Origin of the sequence: Neobacillus sp. NPDC093127, from assembly GCF_044754175.1 — a bacterium.
GTDB lineage: Bacteria > Bacillota > Bacilli > Bacillales > Cytobacillaceae > Neobacillus.
Genome location: NZ_JBIVOP010000001.1, coordinates 553,200 through 572,807 on the forward strand (window position 1 = coordinate 553,200; position 19,608 = coordinate 572,807).

The 19,608-nt window shown below is 39.2% G+C and carries 24 protein-coding genes; 7 read left to right on the forward strand and 17 right to left on the reverse strand.

Going from position 1 to position 19,608, the window contains the following annotated elements:
• The first annotated feature begins 164 nt into the window (after window positions 1-164).
• Window positions 165-662, forward strand: coding sequence for a molybdopterin-binding protein (locus ACIQCO_RS02735; protein ID WP_400425650.1), 498 nt, complete (start codon window positions 165-167; stop codon window positions 660-662).
• A gap of 29 nt (window positions 663-691) precedes the next feature.
• On the opposite strand, the gene ACIQCO_RS02740 is transcribed toward ACIQCO_RS02735, so the two are convergent.
• Window positions 692-2,020: a PhoH family protein gene (locus tag ACIQCO_RS02740; protein WP_400425653.1), complete on the reverse strand. Its 1,329-nt coding sequence runs from the start codon at window positions 2,018-2,020 to the stop codon at window positions 692-694.
• A gap of 209 nt (window positions 2,021-2,229) precedes the next feature.
• Here ACIQCO_RS02740 and ACIQCO_RS02745 point away from each other — a divergent pair, with 209 nt between their 5' ends.
• Window positions 2,230-2,820 carry a YhcN/YlaJ family sporulation lipoprotein gene (locus ACIQCO_RS02745; RefSeq protein WP_400425656.1) on the forward strand — a complete coding sequence of 197 codons (591 nt, stop codon included), beginning with the start codon at window positions 2,230-2,232 and terminating at the stop codon, window positions 2,818-2,820.
• A 24-nt stretch (window positions 2,821-2,844) separates the two neighbouring features.
• On the opposite strand, the gene ACIQCO_RS02750 is transcribed toward ACIQCO_RS02745, so the two are convergent.
• Window positions 2,845-3,300: a pyridoxamine 5'-phosphate oxidase family protein gene (locus tag ACIQCO_RS02750; RefSeq protein ID WP_400425659.1), complete on the reverse strand. Its 456-nt coding sequence runs from the start codon at window positions 3,298-3,300 to the stop codon at window positions 2,845-2,847.
• A gap of 165 nt (window positions 3,301-3,465) precedes the next feature.
• Between ACIQCO_RS02750 and ACIQCO_RS02755 the strand changes: the two genes are divergently transcribed.
• Window positions 3,466-3,666 carry a YlaI family protein gene (locus ACIQCO_RS02755; RefSeq protein WP_400425662.1) on the forward strand — a complete coding sequence of 67 codons (201 nt, stop codon included), beginning with the start codon at window positions 3,466-3,468 and terminating at the stop codon, window positions 3,664-3,666.
• A gap of 207 nt (window positions 3,667-3,873) precedes the next feature.
• On the opposite strand, the gene ACIQCO_RS02760 is transcribed toward ACIQCO_RS02755, so the two are convergent.
• From ACIQCO_RS02760 to typA, 3 genes are read right to left on the reverse strand one after another with little or no spacing between them, the layout of a single operon-like run.
• Window positions 3,874-4,164 carry a hypothetical protein gene (locus ACIQCO_RS02760; RefSeq protein WP_400425664.1) on the reverse strand — a complete coding sequence of 97 codons (291 nt, stop codon included), beginning with the start codon at window positions 4,162-4,164 and terminating at the stop codon, window positions 3,874-3,876.
• Between the two features lie 14 nt (window positions 4,165-4,178).
• Complete coding sequence (locus ACIQCO_RS02765) at window positions 4,179-4,484, reverse strand: YlaH-like family protein (protein ID WP_400425667.1); 306 nt, start codon at window positions 4,482-4,484, stop codon at window positions 4,179-4,181.
• A 23-nt stretch (window positions 4,485-4,507) separates the two neighbouring features.
• Entirely contained in the window at window positions 4,508-6,346 is a 1,839-nt protein-coding gene (typA, locus tag ACIQCO_RS02770; RefSeq protein WP_400425670.1) for a translational GTPase TypA, read from the reverse strand.
• A 146-nt stretch (window positions 6,347-6,492) separates the two neighbouring features.
• Between typA and ACIQCO_RS02775 the strand changes: the two genes are divergently transcribed.
• Window positions 6,493-6,678, forward strand: coding sequence for a YlaF family protein (locus ACIQCO_RS02775; protein ID WP_400425672.1), 186 nt, complete (start codon window positions 6,493-6,495; stop codon window positions 6,676-6,678).
• A gap of 26 nt (window positions 6,679-6,704) precedes the next feature.
• On the opposite strand, the gene ACIQCO_RS02780 is transcribed toward ACIQCO_RS02775, so the two are convergent.
• On the reverse strand, window positions 6,705-7,502 hold the full coding sequence (locus ACIQCO_RS02780; protein WP_400425675.1) for an inositol monophosphatase family protein: 798 nt from the start codon (window positions 7,500-7,502) through the stop codon (window positions 6,705-6,707).
• Window positions 7,503-7,748: 246 nt separating this feature from the next.
• Window positions 7,749-7,943 carry a hypothetical protein gene (locus ACIQCO_RS02785; RefSeq protein WP_400425678.1) on the reverse strand — a complete coding sequence of 65 codons (195 nt, stop codon included), beginning with the start codon at window positions 7,941-7,943 and terminating at the stop codon, window positions 7,749-7,751.
• A 162-nt stretch (window positions 7,944-8,105) separates the two neighbouring features.
• On the opposite strand from ACIQCO_RS02785, the gene ACIQCO_RS02790 reads away from it, so the two are divergent.
• Window positions 8,106-8,759, forward strand: coding sequence for a YktB family protein (locus ACIQCO_RS02790; protein ID WP_400425680.1), 654 nt, complete (start codon window positions 8,106-8,108; stop codon window positions 8,757-8,759).
• 39 nt (window positions 8,760-8,798) lie between these two features.
• Here the strand turns inward: ACIQCO_RS02790 and ACIQCO_RS02795 are convergent, their stop codons facing one another.
• The gene (locus ACIQCO_RS02795) at window positions 8,799-9,071 is read right to left on the reverse strand and encodes a UPF0223 family protein (RefSeq protein ID WP_400425683.1); all 273 of its coding nucleotides are present in this window, start codon (window positions 9,069-9,071) and stop codon (window positions 8,799-8,801) included.
• Window positions 9,072-9,107: 36 nt separating this feature from the next.
• Window positions 9,108-10,067 (reverse strand): NAD(P)H-dependent flavin oxidoreductase, encoded by a 960-nt coding sequence (locus ACIQCO_RS02800; protein ID WP_400425685.1) that lies wholly within the window; start codon window positions 10,065-10,067, stop codon window positions 9,108-9,110.
• A 196-nt stretch (window positions 10,068-10,263) separates the two neighbouring features.
• On the opposite strand from ACIQCO_RS02800, the gene ACIQCO_RS02805 reads away from it, so the two are divergent.
• Window positions 10,264-11,736, forward strand: coding sequence for an aminotransferase class I/II-fold pyridoxal phosphate-dependent enzyme (locus ACIQCO_RS02805; protein ID WP_400425688.1), 1,473 nt, complete (start codon window positions 10,264-10,266; stop codon window positions 11,734-11,736).
• Window positions 11,737-11,984: 248 nt separating this feature from the next.
• On the opposite strand, the gene ACIQCO_RS02810 is transcribed toward ACIQCO_RS02805, so the two are convergent.
• Both ACIQCO_RS02810 and ACIQCO_RS02815 read right to left on the reverse strand, forming a co-directional pair.
• Window positions 11,985-12,107 (reverse strand): GapA-binding peptide SR1P, encoded by a 123-nt coding sequence (locus ACIQCO_RS02810; protein ID WP_400425691.1) that lies wholly within the window; start codon window positions 12,105-12,107, stop codon window positions 11,985-11,987.
• A gap of 165 nt (window positions 12,108-12,272) precedes the next feature.
• The gene (locus ACIQCO_RS02815; protein WP_400425694.1) at window positions 12,273-12,572 is read right to left on the reverse strand and encodes a DUF3055 domain-containing protein; all 300 of its coding nucleotides are present in this window, start codon (window positions 12,570-12,572) and stop codon (window positions 12,273-12,275) included.
• Window positions 12,573-12,733: 161 nt separating this feature from the next.
• Here ACIQCO_RS02815 and ACIQCO_RS02820 point away from each other — a divergent pair, with 161 nt between their 5' ends.
• Entirely contained in the window at window positions 12,734-13,168 is a 435-nt protein-coding gene (locus ACIQCO_RS02820) for a DUF1885 family protein (protein ID WP_400425697.1), read from the forward strand.
• A 22-nt stretch (window positions 13,169-13,190) separates the two neighbouring features.
• Here the strand turns inward: ACIQCO_RS02820 and ACIQCO_RS02825 are convergent, their stop codons facing one another.
• The 6 genes from ACIQCO_RS02825 to ACIQCO_RS02850 all read right to left on the reverse strand — a co-directional run bounded on the left by ACIQCO_RS02825 (window position 13,191) and on the right by ACIQCO_RS02850 (window position 19,606).
• Window positions 13,191-13,433 carry a hypothetical protein gene (locus ACIQCO_RS02825; RefSeq protein ID WP_400425700.1) on the reverse strand — a complete coding sequence of 81 codons (243 nt, stop codon included), beginning with the start codon at window positions 13,431-13,433 and terminating at the stop codon, window positions 13,191-13,193.
• A 171-nt stretch (window positions 13,434-13,604) separates the two neighbouring features.
• Complete coding sequence (gene lpdA / locus ACIQCO_RS02830) at window positions 13,605-15,020, reverse strand: dihydrolipoyl dehydrogenase (protein WP_400425703.1); 1,416 nt, start codon at window positions 15,018-15,020, stop codon at window positions 13,605-13,607.
• Between the two features lie 3 nt (window positions 15,021-15,023).
• Window positions 15,024-16,367, reverse strand: a complete 1,344-nt coding sequence (locus tag ACIQCO_RS02835) for a dihydrolipoamide acetyltransferase family protein (RefSeq protein ID WP_400425706.1) — start codon at window positions 16,365-16,367, stop codon at window positions 15,024-15,026.
• Between the two features lie 41 nt (window positions 16,368-16,408).
• Window positions 16,409-17,386 carry an alpha-ketoacid dehydrogenase subunit beta gene (locus ACIQCO_RS02840; protein WP_400425708.1) on the reverse strand — a complete coding sequence of 326 codons (978 nt, stop codon included), beginning with the start codon at window positions 17,384-17,386 and terminating at the stop codon, window positions 16,409-16,411.
• A gap of 3 nt (window positions 17,387-17,389) precedes the next feature.
• Window positions 17,390-18,505 (reverse strand): pyruvate dehydrogenase (acetyl-transferring) E1 component subunit alpha, encoded by a 1,116-nt coding sequence (pdhA, locus tag ACIQCO_RS02845; protein ID WP_400425711.1) that lies wholly within the window; start codon window positions 18,503-18,505, stop codon window positions 17,390-17,392.
• A 438-nt stretch (window positions 18,506-18,943) separates the two neighbouring features.
• Window positions 18,944-19,606, reverse strand: coding sequence for a YkyA family protein (locus ACIQCO_RS02850; RefSeq protein WP_400425714.1), 663 nt, complete (start codon window positions 19,604-19,606; stop codon window positions 18,944-18,946).
• Window positions 19,607-19,608: the final 2 nt, after the last annotated feature.

Sequence of the window (19,608 nt, forward strand, 5' to 3'; positions counted from 1 at the left end):
ATCCCCCCAATTCAGAGCGATAATTCAACTTATCTATAAATTTTACCGTTTACAAGCGAAAATTGCAAGAACAATGAAGATATTACTATACAGGAGTTACTTTTATGACATTCACTCTAAAAAAAGTTATACTTATTCATGTTAGCCTTTAGGAGGTAGGAAAGATGGAAACTATTTTGATCATATCCGGGAAAGTAAAGTATACGATTACGCTTGAACCAAGCGTTTGGATTTTTGATGACCGGCGCATCGATTTAACTACTTATTTTTCAACAAAAAAAGGAAACTCTGATTCATTGGAAGATTATACGAAGACTGTTTCAAAACACTGGGACCGCGAAATTATGGAGGGAGCCATTTATCCTCCGACGTTAAAAACAGAAAAAAAATTTGAAAAGGAAAAAGTATTAACTGGGACATTCGGAATTCCTTTCAAACCTTTTTTAGTAAATTCCGAGCCTGCTGATGAGGCAAATACATTGGTCATTCATAGTACAGATGGGGAATACGAAGTACCTTTTGAAAGTGCATGTGATTTAATCTTGGCTTTCTCAGATACAGGCAAACCGTTAAATGCTGATGGACCGGTTCATGTCTACTTCGGTGATGGCACCAATCAGCAGAATCCGATTAAAAATGTAAGAGGCTTTACAGTAAAATAAGACGGGTGCCATTACGGCACCCGCCTTTTTTATAACAAGTCAGCCGCCAGCCTTGCCAAGCCTGACCGTTCTCCTTTTAATAGTTTAACATGTCCTGAAATATCTTGGTCCTTGAACCTTTCAACAACAAAGGTAAGACCATTATTATAGGCATCGAGATATGGATGATCAATCTGTTCCGGATCTCCCATCAACACAATCTTACTGCCCTCTCCCACCCTGGTTAAGATTGTTTTTACTTCATGCTTCGTTAAGTTTTGTGCTTCATCAATGATAATAAATTGTTTAGGTAAGCTTCTGCCGCGAATATATGTTAATGCCTCCACCTCAATCGAACCCATGCCGGCTAAAATAGCATCCAGCTCGCCTGGCTTTTTTGTATTAAAGAGATATTCTAGGTTATCAAAAATTGGCTGCATCCACGGTCTAAGCTTTTCTTGTTTTTCACCTGGCAGGAACCCTAAGTCTTTTCCGACGGGTACAATCGGCCTGGCCACTAATAGCTTTTTATATTCTCTGAAATCCTCCGTTTGCATTAATCCAGAAGCAAGCGCAAGTAGTGTTTTCCCAGTCCCAGCTTTTCCTGTTAAGGTAACGAGCGGGATATCCTTTCGCAGCAATAATTCAATCGCCATCGTCTGCTGCACATTCCTGGAGTGGATTCCCCAAACATGCTCTTGATTTAAGGCTAATTTTTTTACCTTCTTACTTGTTTTGTCCACCATCCCAATCGCTGATGTAGAACTGCCAAGGGCATCCTTCATCAGAAGAAATTGATTGGGATAAAACGGATGGCTGGCAAACTCAGAAAGGAATAATTCCCCCTTTTCATAGAAGCGGCCTAATAATTCAATTGGCAAGAGGACCTCGAAAAAACCTGTATATATATGATCTATTTCAACCACTCGGTCATTTAAAAAATCTTCGGCTGTTAAACCAATAGCATCTGCTTTTACTCTCACGAGGGCATCCTTACTTACTATAATTACTGGTTTGCCATTTTCCTTCGCTTGTTCTTCTAAGTATAAATTTTTAGCCACCGCAAGTATGCGATTATCGTTTGTTTTCTCAACAAATATTTCCTGCAGCTCATGAAAAGCCCGATGATTTAATTCAATTCTAATGGTTCCCCCGTTCTCAAGAGGGATTTTTTCATGAAGCTTTCCTGAAGCTCTAAGACCATCAATTAATCTCGATACGTGCCGTGCATTTCTCCCGATTTCATCCATGTATCTTTTCTTTGAATCCACTTCTTCGAGAACTACTGCTGGAATAACCACTTCATTATCTTCAAAGGAAAAAAGGGAATACGGGTCCTGCAGTAAGACATTTGTATCTAACACGTATATTTTACTCAAAGCGACGCCTCCCGCTTCACTTGTTGTCTAGATTGTAAAAATGTTTCAACAACCAATTTGCGCTTATAGGACTTTGGTAAAATATATGTGAATCAGAATAAAGATAGAAGGATTTCCGCACAATAAATGTAAGTAAGCACTCAAGGATGGTTAAATTCTAGCGTTAGTAATTATTTAACCTTTTAATCATGCATCTTGGAGGGTTTTAAATGAAGATGATCTTTATGATGGCTGCACTATGTTTGCTTTTAGGCGGATGCAATACCAATAGAAATAAGGAAATTGCTAAAAGCGAAAACCATTCGTTAGTGAATGTAAAAAACAGTTATATTGAAAGTGCTGACCGCAAGTCGGGTCAACAAATATCCAAGCGCCTGGTTCATCTTGCAACAAGCATTCCCGATGTGAATGATGCAACTGCAGTGGTATTAGGGAGATATGCGATTGTCGGCATCGACGTAAATGCTAAACTTGACCGTTCCCAAGTCGGGTCAATTAAGTATTCTGTGGCAGAAAGCTTAAAAAAAGACCCTCATGGCGCCAATGCTGTTGTCGTAGCAGATGCTGACACAACTGAGCGGTTAAAGGAAATCCAAGCGGATATTAAAAAAGGCAAGCCAATTAGAGGTATTATGGAGGAGCTTGCAGATGTTGCAGGTCGATTAATGCCGGAAATACCAGGGGATTTAATTACCCCAAGCCCGAAAAATGCAACTGAAAAACCAGACAAAAGGCTCCCAGCAAATGAAGAAGATAAGCTAAAAAAGGAACAAAAAGACCAATCAAATAATCATAAATAAGGGCATGGAAAAAGCTTAGGAATCCTAAGCTTTTTTCATTGCATCCATAACTTGTCTATCTAACTTTTCTGCCGCAGTTTTATCATATGTTTTATCATACTGAACTTCTGTGATAATTTTCGAACCGTAAAACATAACGTCCCGTACTTCTCTAATTGTAACTTCAACCAAGGCAAGCTTTAGTGGTACATCTTGTAGTCTTTCTTCTTTAACAAGGGCATCCCCTTGAATTGAATATGTAGATTCGTTAGCAATTAAATTGATAACCACTTTATCATTTTTATTAATATTTTCCAGTATTCTGGAACGATTATCGACAGCAAAATAAATTGTACCGTCATCTTTTGCTAATATCCATGAAATAGCACTGACGTTTGGCCCTCCTGTTTCATGGTCAATTGTTGCTAAGGTTACGAACCGTTCTTTTTGCAGCCCTTCATATAATGGACTGATGAGCTTTGGCTCTACTTGATTTGCCATCTTTACAACCCCTTTAATTTTGCTTCATTCTGTTTAAACAGATATTCTCATATTACTACTATCCCATTTTTTCATCAATATAAACGCAATTGATTTACTTGCCAATGTGCTGCCATGTTATAATATAAATATTCTGATTTAGAAAGAATTAAAAGAGGTGCCTTAATGAGAGTAAAGTGTGTGATCTGCGATAAAATTGAAGCGATAGAAGATGAATCGTTAGCAGCCAAGCGCCTGCGGAATCGTCCAATCCATACATATATGTGCAATGAATGCAGCTCGAGAATAACCGAAAAAACAAACGCTCGAATCGATACAGGTAATTTCAAGTTATATCGTGCTAAGTCTGATAAAGATGATTGGTAATAGAAAAGCGCAAGCGCCCTGTTCAGCGGCGTATGGCCTGGAGCACTCCAACTGAGATAAAGGAAACACGGTGAACTTCGTTTACCGATGTTGACTTATCGTAGGGCGGAGTGCGAAGGACAATAGCCGCTAGGGCGCTGGAGCTGGACACAAGTAAAGAAAACCCGCTTGCAATAATCTTAACGGATTTGCAAGCGGGTTTTTTTCTTATTCTGTTGGATAGTTCTCATACTTTTCAGGCTCATTATTAATTTGGTCGAGCATGATTTCAATTAATTCACGCGGATAGCGCGCTTTTTTAATTTCTTCGCCTTGCTGGTATGAAAGATAATACATCAATTCATCTGTAGTCGTTTCGAGATTCGAAACATGGTGTTGATTTGTTAACATATCATCAAAAAATTCAAGTGTTTCTTTTGCTGCTGTATCCTCAGGACGAGCATCACAAACAACCTTTATCGTAAGCCAATTATAAAGTGCATCTTGTAAGGATTTCATATAGGTATCCCCCGTTATTTTGCTTCTGTCTGCTGCTTTTTCGTTTGGTGTAAGCGGATTTTATAAATAATTAATAAAAGCGCAGCACCCGCTAGTCCTTCCGCAATTGGCAGTGCATAAGAAAAAATCAGCATTACAAAGCAGCCAATTAAGAGGCAGAAATAAATTACTATGTTTTTCAAAAGAGGCAGTTTTTTTGCAAAGCCTAACTTATATACAATTGCCGATAAAATTACAATATATAAATACTGTAACCATACAGCCGTTTTTACATCGGTTAGTTCAATGAAAAATCTAAGACTAGGGGAAAATCCTTCCATATCCTTCGTGCACTCCTTTATACTTAACTCAATTCAGCATATTTTTTCTTTTTAGCTGATTTTTCACGTTCATTTTTATCAAGAATTTTCTTACGTAAACGAATCGATTCCGGCGTAACCTCACAATATTCGTCTTCATTTAAATATTCTAATGACTCTTCCAATGTCATAATGCGCGGCTTTTTAATAACCGATGTTTGGTCTTTGTTGGCTGACCGAACATTCGTTGCCTGCTTCATTTTGGTAATATTAACAGTGATGTCATTTTCACGAGTGTTTTCGCCAACAATCATCCCCTCGTAAATTTCCGTACCCGGCTCAACGAAAATCGTTCCACGATCTTCTACCTGCATTATACCATAAGTGGAGGCTTTGCCTGATTCCATTGAGACAAGTACACCTTGGTGTCTTCCGCCAACTTGACCTGGCAGCATTGGCTGATAGCTGTCAAAGGTGTGATTAATAATACCATAACCGCGTGTCATCGTAAGAAATTCGGTCGTGTAACCAATTAAGCCGCGTGCCGGTACATTAAAGATTAAGCGGACTTGACCAGTTCCATTATTAATCATATCAAGCATTTCGCCTTTACGTGAGCCTATTGATTCCATTACAGAACCAGTATGTTCTTCTGGAACATCAATTTGTACTCGTTCAACTGGTTCGTGACGGACGCCATCAATAACTTTAACAATTACTTCAGGTTTTGAAACTTGAAGCTCATAGCCTTCACGGCGCATATTTTCAATCAGAATCGATAAATGAAGTTCGCCACGGCCGGAAACAATCCAGGCATCCGGTGAATCAGTGTTATCGACTCGTAAGCTTACATCGGTTTGCAATTGGGAACGCAGTCTTTCTTCAATCTTTCTTGAAGTTAAATATTTACCCTCTCTGCCAGCAAAAGGACTATTATTTACGACAAAAGTCATTTGTAATGTTGGTTCGTCGATTCGTAAAACTGGTAATGCTTCTTGATGTTCTATCGGACATACTGTTTCGCCGACATTGATATCTTCCATACCGGAAACAGCAATTAGGTCGCCTGCTTTTGCTTCTTGAACTTCCTGCCGCTTTAGACCAAAGAAACCAAAGATTTTGGTGACACGGAATTGTTTTACACTGCCATCCAATTTCATTAATGCGACTTGTTGACCAACATGCATCGTTCCGCGGAAAACGCGTCCAATCCCGATTCTGCCAACATAATCATTATAATCAAGAAGAGCTACTTGAAATTGCAATGGTTCTTCGTGATTATCAATAGGAGCAGGAATATATTCAACGATTGCATCATATAAACACTGCATGTTTTCATCTTGCTTTTCAGGATCTGTACTTGCTGTACCGTTTATACCTGAAGCGTAGATTACGGGAAATTCAAGCTGATCTTCCGATGCATCAAGTTCAATAAATAAATCAATGACTTCATCCACTACTTCGGCAGGTCTGGCAAAATCACGGTCAATTTTATTGACAACGACAATCGGAGTGATTTTTTGCTCCAAAGCCTTCTTAAGCACAAAACGAGTTTGCGGCATACAGCCTTCATAAGCGTCGACCACAAGCAGAACACCATCAACCATTTTCATGATTCGTTCTACTTCACCGCCAAAGTCTGCGTGTCCTGGTGTATCTAAAATATTGATTCTTGTATCTTTATATTGAATCGCGGTATTCTTCGCAAGGATAGTTATTCCGCGTTCTCTTTCTATATCACCTGAGTCCATCGCACGTTCTTCCACGTGCTCATTAGAACGAAATGTTCCAGATTGTTTTAACAATTGGTCCACCAAAGTTGTTTTTCCGTGATCTACGTGGGCAATGATCGCTATATTTCGTACATCTTCTCTTAGTTTCAAAATTCCACTCCTACCTATTTTATAAAAATAACAGCTATTTTTAGTTTCCCAAATACAACTAAAATATTATACCATACTTAAAGTGGAAACCACTAAGCATTTTAATGTATTATTAAAATAAAAGAAAAATTTAAGGGGATTTATAAATGAATCAAGTAAAATGGCCATTACTCATTTATGCGATTTTAGCTGCAGCAAGTATTATTGGGATAGGCATTGCCATAAGTGCAAAGAGCATCTTCGGCGCAATTGTCTCCATCCTGGCAGTTGTCATTGTTATGGGAATGGGATTTAAGACAAAAAGAAAAATGCGCGAGAATGGGGAAATTTAAAAAGAAGCCTAATGGGCTTCTTTTCTTTACCACTTTCCATCTTTTAAATATTCTTTTAGAATCGAATGATGTAAGCCGGAATTTGCGGCAAATAAGGAATCTTGGGAAAGAAAATCCAGCTTTTCTCCCCGTAAATTTGTTACCACTCCACCTAGTTCTTCAATAATGACAGCCCCTGCTCCAAAGTCCCATGGCGATAGCCGCATCGACAGATAAGCGTCCACCCTTCCAGTGGCAACGAACACCAGCTCTAGTGCTGCTGTTCCGTACGACCTTGTGCCCCTAGCGTCCTTTACAAGCGGAATCATTAAATTGTGATCGATACGATGATTCTCCATAACCCATGTTGCATTCAGGGCAATGATCGATTCCTTAACAATTGTGTCTTTAAGAACAGGAATTTCCTTTTGATTAAGATAGGCACCACTGCCACGGATTGCGTGGTACAATTCATCATGAACGACATCATAAATGAGTCCGATTTTGCCTATTCCATCTTCATAAACAGCTAGAGAGATCGCAAAGTTCCTTTGTTGATGAATAAAATTCATTGTCCCATCAATGGGATCAATCAGCCAGACAATTCCCTCAAGGCTCTTTAGTTCGTCACCAAAACCTTCTTCGCCCATTATTTGATGATTTGGATAAACTCCTCTAATTTTTTTTATAAAAAATTGTTCAATTTCTTTGTCAATATTCGTTACAAGATCATTAGGGTCTGATTTCGTTTGAATATTTAGCGTCTGATCAAAGGATGAACGGATTCTATTTCCTGCTTCTTTTACCCATTCCTGTGCATGGGCATAAATGTCTTCCCAATTCATTTTTCTCCTCCAGCCAACATATTTAAAATTCAATTCCAATGTATGTAGTATGAAGCATGACAAATATTTTGATGTACCTATAGCTTAAACAAATTAACCGAACACATCAACTTTTAGCCTTGTACACAATAATAAACGAACTCCCCTCACTATTTTGGAGTTCGTTTTTAGATAAGTCCGTGAATTATTCCTTTTCGATTCATTCTATTTGGCTTCCCCTTAGCTAATAAAAATCAAAACTAGCAGTCAAAGTGCTTTTAATCGTAACAATTCTTGGCGGATTTTTTCTAACTTTTGTTTACATTCTTTCGTCTTTTTTTCGTTCTTTTCCTCAATCGCCTCAAATAATACCGCTAATTCATAGTCCATTTCTAATCTTAATACAGCTGTTCTTTCCTTTTCTCCAGCTTTTTTTAGTGATGTATTCATTAATTGTTTCACTTTTTTCCTCCCCTTCCTTTGAATTATACTAATTTTTCAGATAAGTTTTTTTACTGTATAATATGAGGCATTTTAGGATGTGGGAACAAATATGTGCTTTAACCCAGAAATGCAACATACTTCTTGTATACTCGGCAATATGCTACAATCATTGCAAAATAGATGTTTGCTGGGGGTTTTAATGTGAATTTCACTGGATTTACAAAAGAAGATTTCGATGTGTTTTTAGTTGATGGTTTAGAGCCAAGAATGGAGGCCCTTAAAGAAACAATTCGGCCAAAATTAGAAGGACTCGGACAATATTTTGCTCCAACATTATCTGCTATTACGGGGGACGAATTATTTGTCCATGTAGCCAAGCATGCCAGGCGAACGATAAATCCGCCAAAGGATACCTGGGTCGCATTTGCGGGTAATTCCCGTGGCTATAAAATGATGCCTCATTTTCAGATCGGCTTGTGGAACACTCATTTATTTATTTGGTTTGCTGTGATTTATGAAGCGCCGCAAAAAGCGGAAATCGGAGCAAGATTTTTAAAAAAGACAGCCAAAATATATAAGGAAATTCCCAAGGATTTCGTTTGGTCTCTAGATCATACAAAGCCCGAAACGATTGCACATGGACAACTCTCTAAGGACGACTTACGAACCTATTTTGAACGCTTGCAAAATGTTAAAAAAGCAGAATTATTATGCGGCTATACAATCGATAAGGAAAAAGCCGTCCAATTAGGGGCTGAAGGGTTATTACAACATATTGATGATGTCTTTAAAAAAGTAGCGCCGCTTTATAAAATCGCACAGAAAATAAAATAGACAAAAGCTCCCAAAACAAATTTGTTCGGGAGCTTTTGTTTATTTCATTTTTATTTTGTCCCCGGATGAAGCTTCTTTTGCTTTTTTGACAGTCCGGTAAGACGAATAGCCGCTCATTTCTTCAAATTCACCGCAAATAGTCTTTTCTTCCGCTTTACTGGGAACAATTTCTTTAAAACGCCGATAAACGTTCATGACTTCATCGCGGTCAATTCCTTTTTCATATGCCTTTTCAACCGCTTCAAAGAATTTAATCACATCGACAATTTCGTCGGTAGACCAATTATAATCAATCGGATATTGATACTCCATTATTTCACCTTCTTACTTTTTCACCTAATGATAACGTTATTTCCCCCATTTTGCACGAATATGTCCTGCCTCTTTAATCATCCTTTCAAACAGTTCAGCAACTGTAGGTACATCTTTAATTAGTCCCATCACCTGACCTGCCCAGGCAAAGCCTTCACTTGCAGAACCATCATATATGTATCGTTTGTTCGCCATACCGCTAATTAAATCTTTTAATTGTTCGTAATCCCCGTTATTCTTCTCTATCTCCAGGATTTTTTCTGTCCAACTGTTCGCGAGTGCCCTAGCTGGTGTTCCCAAAGTCCTCTTTATGACAACAGTGTCTGTTTCCGTTCCTTCCACTAACCGCTTTTTGTATCGTTCATTTGCATGAACACATTCCTTTGTTGCAATAAATCTCGTTCCCATTTCTATCCCTTCAGCACCCAAACTAAGTGCTGCCATTAGGCCTCTGCCATCGCCGATACCCCCGGAAGCAATCACTGGTATCGAAACGGCATCAACAACTTGTGGAATTAACACCATCGTCCCAATATCATCCCTGCCGAGATGTCCGCCGCCCTCCTGCCCGACAACCATTACCGCATCAGCACCGAGCTCTTCTGCCTTAACAGCCTGTCTTCTCGCCGCAACAAGGACAAGTGTTTTGATCCCAGTTCCTTGTAATTGCTCAAAAATCGGTGCCGGATTCCCTCCGGTCATCGAGACAACCGGAACTCTTTCGTCAATTGCAACTTGTAAAAAGTCTGCAAATGGCCGACCATGCTGCCCAATGGCAAAATTAACGCCAAACGGCTTATTTGTCAGTTGTTTCACTTTCCGTATTTCTTCTCTAAGCTCATCCGGATCTGCTAAGGACATGGCCGTAATTTGACCAAGTCCACCCGCGTTAGAAACAGCTGCTGCCAAGTCAGAATAGGCTAGGTATGCTAGGCCCCCCTGAATAATTGGATATTGGATATTAAGAATCTCAGTAACTCGTGTTTCCCAATTCAATGCAATCCCTCCTATTTTTTATATTCTGCTTAAAAGGTTATTTTTCCTTTATTATTGAGAAACTAACTTGAAGTTACAAACTGCTGCATTTTTTCTGTTAACTCTTTGCAAGCCAAAGGAATAGTGCTATAATTCGATTTGTTTTATTTTTTTCAGATTAAATTAGAGTATTTTTTATAAAGAGGTGTAATTATCTTTGTCACAAAATCAAACACCGTTATTTAGCGGCTTATTAGCGCATGCAAAACGAAATCCGATTCAATTCCATATTCCCGGACACAAAAAAGGAGCTGGGATGGACCCGGAATTCCGCGAATTTATAGGTGATAACGCCCTATCTATCGACTTAATTAATATTGGGCCCCTTGACGACCTTCACCAGCCGAAGGGAATCATAAAACAAGCGCAGGATTTAGCCGCTGAAGCTTTTGGAGCCGACCGAACATTCTTTTCCGTACAAGGAACAAGCGGTGCCATTATTGCAATGGTGATGGCCGTTTGTGGACCAGGCGAGAAAATCATTGTACCAAGAAATGTTCATAAATCGGTTATGTCGGCAATTGTTTTTTCCGGTTCGATACCCGTATTCATTCATCCGGAAATCGACATCGATTTAGGAATTTCTCATGGGATTACAACTGAATCAGTGGAAAGAGCTCTTCAGCAGCACCCTGATGCCAAAGGTGTATTAGTTATTAATCCCACTTATTTTGGTATTTCTGCCGATTTAAAGAAAATTGTCGAAATCGCTCATTCCTATAATGTTCCCGTGCTTGTCGACGAAGCACACGGAGTCCATATTCATTTTCATGATCAGCTGCCACTTTCAGCGATGCAAGCCGGAGCAGATATGGCGGCAACAAGTGTTCATAAACTTGGCGGTTCCATGACCCAAAGTTCCATTCTAAATGTAAAAGAGGGTCTTGTTTCAGCTAAGCATGTCCAATCGATATTAAGCATGCTGACTACAACTTCGACCTCCTATTTATTGCTCGCTTCTCTTGATGTTGCCCGCAAGCAGCTTGCGACAAAAGGCAAGGATTTAATTGAAAAGACGATTCAACTAGCCCAGTCTATTCGCAAAAGAGTCAATGAGATTGATCAACTCCATTGTATAGGCGAAGAAATTTTAGGGTCTAAAGCAACCTTTGATTACGACCCGACTAAGCTAATTATTTCGGTCAAAGAATTAGGCCTAACCGGGTATGATGTAGAGAAATGGCTTAGAGAAAGACATAACATCGAAGTGGAATTATCCGACCTATATAACATCCTTTGTATTATCACATTAGGTGACACAGAAGTAGAGGCAGACCTTTTAGTAACTGCCTTAAAAGAACTGGCAGACGAATGTCAACATCGTCCAGGAAAGTTTGAACCAGTAGAAGTTCTCCTTCCAGAGATTCCTATACTTGCCTTAACACCTAGAGATGCTTTTTATGCCGAAACAGAAGTCATTCCTTTTGAAGAATCTGAAGGTAGAATCATTGCTGAATTTATTATGGTTTACCCGCCTGGAATTCCAATTTTTATTCCTGGTGAGATCATTACACAGGAAAATCTTCATTATATACGCAAAAACCTTGAAGCCGGCTTGCCTGTCCAAGGTCCAGAAGACGATGAAATCAAAACAATCCATGTCATTAAAGAGTATAAAGCTATTAAATAAAGGCTGCGTTATAGAATATTGTTGATTTTGTTCACAATGTTGATTGGAGTGGAAGGCGCGAGACTCCTGCGGGAGCAGCGGGACAGGTGAGACCCCGCAGGCGCTTTAGCGCCGAGGAGGCTCACCGCCCGCCCCGCGGAAAGCGAAGCGCCTGGAACGGAAATCAACATTCACTTTTAACAAAGCCTAAACAAAAAATACAGGATTCCGGGCTGCGGAATCCTGTTTTTATTTATTAATTAGCTTTTTTATAATTCTTCAGCAGTATGATGGTCATCACAACAGTTACATTTCGAGTAAAGTACTGTTACTTTTTCATCTTCAAAATGATCAATAGTAGAATTACATGTTTGGCATACAAGTGTACCCATCTGTTCAATCCCCTTTTCTTATTGAATGATCATGATTTTTGAAAGCGTTTAAATATCCTTAATGCAATAATAATATATCACATTAGAAATATCAAGCCTAAATTGTATGTCACAATTAAAAAAATCCGTTAAAAAAAGGCCATTTTCTGGCCCTTCTGGTAACTTTTATTCATATTGCGTGACAAAAGGGATGGACGGAAGTGTTTCGCGGAAAAACTCAGCTAAATCGGCTGCTTGTTGTTTATCAGGGATACGGAATACAGTTTGAAGGTAATCTATGTCTTCGATTTCATTTGGATCGAGGAGAGTTGAACGCCCAGTTTGCATACAGATTACAAGCGGTTTACCGAAAAACATATTGGTATAAACAATGCCAAAGTCATAACGGGTATCTTCGGTGGTAAATCCAATAAACCTCACTTTTGTGTTTTCATGCTCATCATAGAGCTTATCGAAAAGTTCCATATTGCTCCTCCAGTTCCTTTAATATTTTGAATATTATTATAATTTATTTTTAGCTGAATAACAAGAAACTTGGGATTTTATTTCTATTAGAGTTGTCATTGCTTTTTATTCAATGCTAGAATAGAAGGGCATATATCATAAGCCATAGGGGGGAAATGATGATGGCTGAAAACGCATTTATTAAACTTGTGCCTTCATCCGCAAAGCAAACAGTATCAATTGAAGAGGTAAAGGATTTATTTCATTATTATAAAAACATTACCACAAAAACAGGAAACCAATTGAATTGGCAATACGGGGAAACCGCTTTTCCATATGAAATAAAAGAAACCGAAGACGGAAAAGGAAAATGGTTTTACCTACAATCTGAACACGAACGCTACAATGCGATATTAATAGGGGTTGATACGGAAACGGTCAGAAGTGAAGATGGCACTCCGAGCGAGCAAACATACATACAGGTCACATTACCTGAACAGTCCACCTTTGGTGACAAAGGGAAGGCAAATGAATTTTGTAAATTCCTTGCTAAAAAGCTGCAAGGGGAGCTTCACCTTTTTAACGAACGTATCATGTATTACTATCCAAGAAAGTAATTGCTCCTTTAAGGGAGCTTTTTTAATGAATAAGAGACGCTAAGGTATAGTGTATCGACGTATAAATAACAAGGCTTAATGTCGTGATAAAGAGTGTTTTCCGCACTGATTTTGTCGCTTGATTTCCGATTAACAATGCTAAATAAAAAAACACAAAAAACATGATGACTTTATAAATGAGTTGATCGTGATTTGATAGCCATTCTATTAAGGTATAGCCGCTCCAAATAATAAATTGTACTATTATAACAATATAAATCCTCATATTTTTCACCACTCAAAATACATTGTTCTAAAAAAACAAAGACATTTCGTGTTGTAAGTATATGCATTATACCGGATAATTAGGTTTCTTTTTATAATCCATCAATTAATACAATTCGCTGAAAAAAAATAAAGTCCTTTCCGTTTTTACGAAAAGGACTTTATTTTTTCTTTATTTCATAATATGAATCGGACTGCCAAGGGCTACTTCGGCGGCTTCCATTGTTATTTCACCAAGTGTTGGATGAGCATGAATCGTCATCGCAAGATCTTCGGCTGTCATTCCAGCTTCAATTGCAAGACCCAATTCTGCAATCATATCCGATGCACTAGTGCCGGCAATCTGCGCTCCAATCACAAGACCGTCTTCTTTACGCGTGATTAATTTTAAGAAGCCATCACTGCTGTCCAGTGATAATGCACGGCCATTTGCTGCAAATGGGAATTTAGCAGCATTCACGGCGATACCTTCTTCTTTCGCTTGTGTTTCAGTATATCCAACTGAAGCTAATTCAGGTTCAGAGAAGACAACTGCTGGAATTCCTAAGTAATCAATAACAGACGGATGACCAGCAATAGCCTCGGCTGCAATTTTGGCTTCATATGACGCCTTATGTGCTAGTTGAGGACCTTTAACAACATCACCAATGGCATAAATATTTTTAATATTGGTACGGCATTGTTTGTCGATTTCAATCAGACCGCGGTCACTCAATTTCACACCAACTTGTTCAAGTCCCATTTCATCAGTGTTAGGACGGCGTCCAACCATAACAAATACGTAATCGGCTTCGATTTTCTTCTCTTCGCCTTTTGATTCGAAGGTTACAACCACACCGTTTTCAGTTTCTTCTACACCTTTTGCTAATGCTTTTGTATAGAATTCCGCACCTTTTTTCTTCATGTTGCGCTTAACAAGAGCTGCCATTTGCTTATCAAAAACGCCAAGACCTAAAATTTCATCAGCGCCCTCCAAGACGGTTACTTGGGAACCAAAGTTTGCATAGGCGCCGCCTAGTTCAATCCCGATTACCCCGCCGCCGATAACAACGATTTTTTCTGGAATTTCCGCTAAGTCAAGTGCACCAGTAGAGTTAAGCACACGTTTTGAATATTTAAAGGCTGGAAGTTCAATCGGACGAGACCCGGTTGCAATGATGGCATTTTTAAAGGTATACGTTTGTGCTGAATTTTCATCCATTACACGAAGTGTATTTTCATCAACAAAATATGCTTCACCGCGGGCAATATTAACCTTATTTCCTTTTAATAATCCTTCGACACCGCCGGTTAATTTGTTCACGATACTCGCTTTAAATTCTTGAACCTTGGAAAAGTCAACCTTTACATTTTCAGCTGTAATCCCGAATGCCTCGGAATGCATCGCTGTTTCGTAACGATGACCAGCAGCAATTAATGCTTTTGAAGGAATACAGCCAACATTTAAACATACGCCGCCAACATATTCCTTTTCAACAATCGTTACTTTTTGCCCAAGCTGCGCAGCCCGTATAGCCGCTACATAACCCCCAGGACCTGCACCGATGACGATTGTATCTGTTTCAATAGGGAAATCTCCTACTACCATTTTTTACGCCTCCATTAACAAAAGTTCTGGATCGTTTAATAATCGTTTGATGTGATTCAATGCGTTTTGTGCTGTCGCCCCGTCAATCATGCGGTGATCAAAGCTTAATGAAAGAGCTAAAACAGGAGCAGCGACAATCTCACCATCTCTAACAATTGGTTTTTCGGCAATTCTGCCTACACCCAAAATAGCTACTTCGGGGTGGTTAATTACAGGAGTAAACCATTGCCCGCCTGCTGAACCAATATTTGAAATCGTGCATGATGCACCCTTCATTTCGTTAGGAGCAAGTTTGCCTTCACGTGCTTTACCTGCTAATTCATTAATTTCATTAGAAATCGAGAAAACAGATTTACGGTCAGCATCTTTAACGACTGGAACCAATAAGCCCTTTTCCGTATCAGCTGCAATTCCAATATTATAGTAATGTTTATGGATAATCTCACTCGTTGCGTCATCAAGCGATGTATTAAGTGCAGGGAATTCACGCAATGCACTTGTTAAGGCTTTTACGATATATGGTAAGAAAGTAAGCTTAATGCCTTTTGCTGCTGCCACTTCTTTGAATTTTTTTCGATGGGTAACAAGTTTGGTTACATCGATTTCATCCATGAGTGTTACGTGTGGCGCTGTATGTTTCGAATTCACCATCGCTTTTGCTATTGCTTTGCGAATACCGCTCATTTTCTCACGTGTTTCAGGATATTCGCCTTGTGGAATTGGCGCTGCCTTAGGTTCTGCAATGTTAACAGCTTCAGGAGCTGGTTCTGTTGCTGCCTGTGGTGCTGCTGTTGATTGCGCTCCCCCAGTTAAGAATGTATCAATGTCCGCTTTCATAATCCGTCCGTTTTTGCCTGAACCGGCAACTAAAGCAATTTCTACCCCTTTATCACGGGCATATTTACGAACAGATGGCATTGCAATGACGCGGCGATTAGGATCAACTTCTGCTTGCGGCTGTACAGCTGCTGCCTGCTGTGTAGCTGCTGCTGGCTCTGCTGCTGGCTTAGACTCTTGAACTGCTGGTGATGGTGTTGGTGCCGCTGCTTTTTCTTCTTGTTTCGGCTCTTCATCACCATGGTCACCCTTAAATTGCAAGTCTTCATACCCAGGCGCATCAAATGTTACAAGAACCTGTCCGACTGTTGCAACCGTTCCTTCTCCGATTAATACTTCAATAACAGTTCCTTCAACAGGGGAAGGAATTTCAACGACTGCTTTATCATTTTGTATTTCACAAAGTACATCATCTTCTTGGACTTTATCGCCTGGCTTGATGAACCATTTGACAATTTCCCCTTCGTGAATACCTTCACCGATGTCAGGCATTTTAAATTGAAATGACACTGAGATTCATCTCCTATAACAAGTGTATTTGAGTATATTTATTAAAACGATAATACCTTTTTCGCTGTTTCAATTACATCTTTATAATTCGGCAGCCAAACAGATTCTGCCTGTGGGAATGCAAAAATAGTGTCTGGTGCTGCAACACGCAATACAGGTGCTTCTAAACTTAAAATCGCTCTATCGTTAATTTCAGCGACAACATTGGCAGCGATACCTGCTTGTTTTTGTGCTTCTTGAACCACAATGGCACGACCTGTTTTTTCAACAGATGCAATAATAGTTTCAATATCAATCGGACTTACAGTTCGCAGGTCAATCACTTCAGCTGAATGACCCTCTTTCTCTAGTTCTTCTGCAGCTTTTAATGACTCGTGAACCATTGCACCATAAGTAATGATTGATACATCTGTTCCTTCACGTTTCACTTCCGCTTTCCCTAGTGGAATTGTATATTCGCCCTCAGGAACTTCTTGACGGAAAGAACGGTATAACTTCATATGCTCAAGGAAGATAACCGGGTCATTATCACGGATGGATGAGATAAGAAGACCTTTAGCATCATATGGCGTTGATGGAATAACCACCTTTACCCCAGGCTGCTGTGCCATTAGACCTTCTAAGCTGTCAGCGTGCATATCAGGAGTATGAACACCGCCGCCAAATGGCGAACGGAAGGTTACCGGTGCATTAAATTTGCCTCCTGTTCGATAACGAAGCCGAGCAGCCTGACCGGAAATAGAGTCCATTACTTCATAAACAAAGCCAAAGAATTGGATTTCCGGGACTGGACGGAAGCCTTGTAAACTAAGACCAACCGCTAATCCGCCGATTCCTGATTCCGCTAATGGAGTGTCGAATACACGATCTTCGCCAAATTCTTTTTGCAATCCTTCTGTTGCCCGGAATACACCGCCGTTTACGCCTACGTCTTCACCGAAAACCAATACATTCGGGTCATTACGTAATTCCGTCCGCAATGCATCAGTAATTGCTTGAATCATTGTCATTTGAGCCATGGCTTACTTCGACTCCTTTTCTTTATAAATTTCATATTGTTCTTTTAAGTTAAAAGGCATTTCCTCATGCATGATGGAAATGAGATCAGTTACCTTTTGTTTTGGTGCCGCGTCGGCTTTTTTAATCGCTTCTTTAATGTCTTCTTTTGCTTTTTCAATTACTTCATTTTCTTTTTCCTCGCTCCAAATCCCTTTGTTTTCAAGGAATTTACGGAAACGAACGAGTGGATCTTTCTTTTCCCACTCATTGTCAAGGTCAGCTGTACGATAACGAGTCGGGTCATCACCAGCCATTGTATGCGGGCCATAACGGTAAGTTAATGTTTCAATCAATGTTGGTCCCTCACCGTTAATTGCACGAACGCGTGCTTCGCGAGTCGCTGCATAAACTGCTAATGGATCCATACCATCCACTTGGATACCAGGGATACCCGCTGCAACTGCTTTTTGCGCAAGTGTCTTGGCAGCAGATTGTTTGTCAACAGGAGTTGATATCGCAAAACGGTTGTTTTGAACAATAAAGATAGCTGGAGCATTAAATGCACCTGCAAAGTTGATTCCTTCATAGAAATCCCCTTGTGATGTTCCACCGTCTCCCGTATAGGTAATCGCAACTGCTTTTGCTCCACGTTTCTTCATTCCAAGCGCCACACCAGCAGTTTGAACGTACTGAGCGCCAATAATGATTTGAGGGATAGCAATATTGACCCCCTCAGGAATCTGGCCACCTTGAAGATGTCCTCTTGACCATAAAAACGCTTGGTATAAAGGCAATCCATGCCAAATAATTTGTGGTACATCACGGTAACCCGGTAATATGAAATCTTCTTTTTCAAGGGCAAACTGTGAAGCTAATTGAGACGCTTCTTGACCTGCAGTCGGAGCATAGAAACCTAATCTTCCTTGACGGTTTAATGAAATAGAGCGTTGATCCAGAATTCTTGTATACACCATGCGGCGCATTAATTCCTGCAGTTGCTCATCTGTTAGGTCAGGCATTGCTGACTCGTTTACAACTTCGCCTTCTTCATTAAGAATTTGAAGTGTTTGAAATTGATCTTCTACAGCTTGGAGTACTTTTTTCGCATCAAGCTGGGCGTTTTGAGTTTTAGAAGCCATTTTGGTCACCTCTTCCTTTCTATTCGGAGCATAATTTTAAAAATATAAATACACCATGTTAGATTACCCAAAAAACAGTTGAATAAAAGCATCTAGAAAGCAGCCTTTTATTTTTTCCACTGCTTTTCGGAAAAGCTTCTGATATTACATAGGACTATGATTCGCTTCATTCTATTAACATCTTATTCTGTATTACTATTTTATGTAACATCATTGATACAACTTTTTAACTCCATAATGAGTGTACACCATTCATTTTTACCCGTCAAATACTATGTATCATAATTTTTCAACATGAACATATTAATAATAATTTAAATCAGCTTACTATCTGTATTACTTTACTTCTAAATCTGTTATATAGAATTTCACAATTTCGCCATTTGTTATAATATAGCAAAAATCGGCCGTTTTCAGCCGATTTCGATAGTGAGAAAATTATTTATTCAATTTTAGTCCCGCTTTCTTATAAAATAACAGTTTCTTATCATTGTATTGTTCAGTAAGCTTATTAAAATTTTCATTTACCTCAAGAACCTTTTTATACGTTTCATTTAGTTTAGATACTTGTGCCTCAAGGTCCTCCATAGCGAGGCTTTTATCCTTAAACATCCCATACAATTCTTTATCGCTTTTTAAAACTTCTGAATACTCTCTATACAATTCTTCATGCGCGCGGTATCTTTGCATCATGATATCATATAATTCAGTTGTTAATTTCTTCAGTTCTGGATTATCCAGATCATCCTTTATGTCAGCAACTTTCTTAAATTCCTGCTCGGATTCCTTTAGACTATCTGTTTCTTTATCCATATGTTCTTTTCTTTTATCAGTCAAAGCAATTGCTTCGTCGGATAGCTTGACTATCAGATCATATTCTTTCATTCCAAGCCCGATAATCTTGTCATATTTTTCCTTTTCTTCCTTTTCCAAAGTTACCAGCGGATCTTGCTGCTCTTCAAATACCTTTTCTTTGGAAACAACCTTCTCTAAAACATCATACATCTTTTCGACTGGTGTCGTTTTATTAATACATCCTGATAAAATTAAACAAATAGCTATCATAAAATATAAATATCCGCCTATATTTTTAAAATACAATT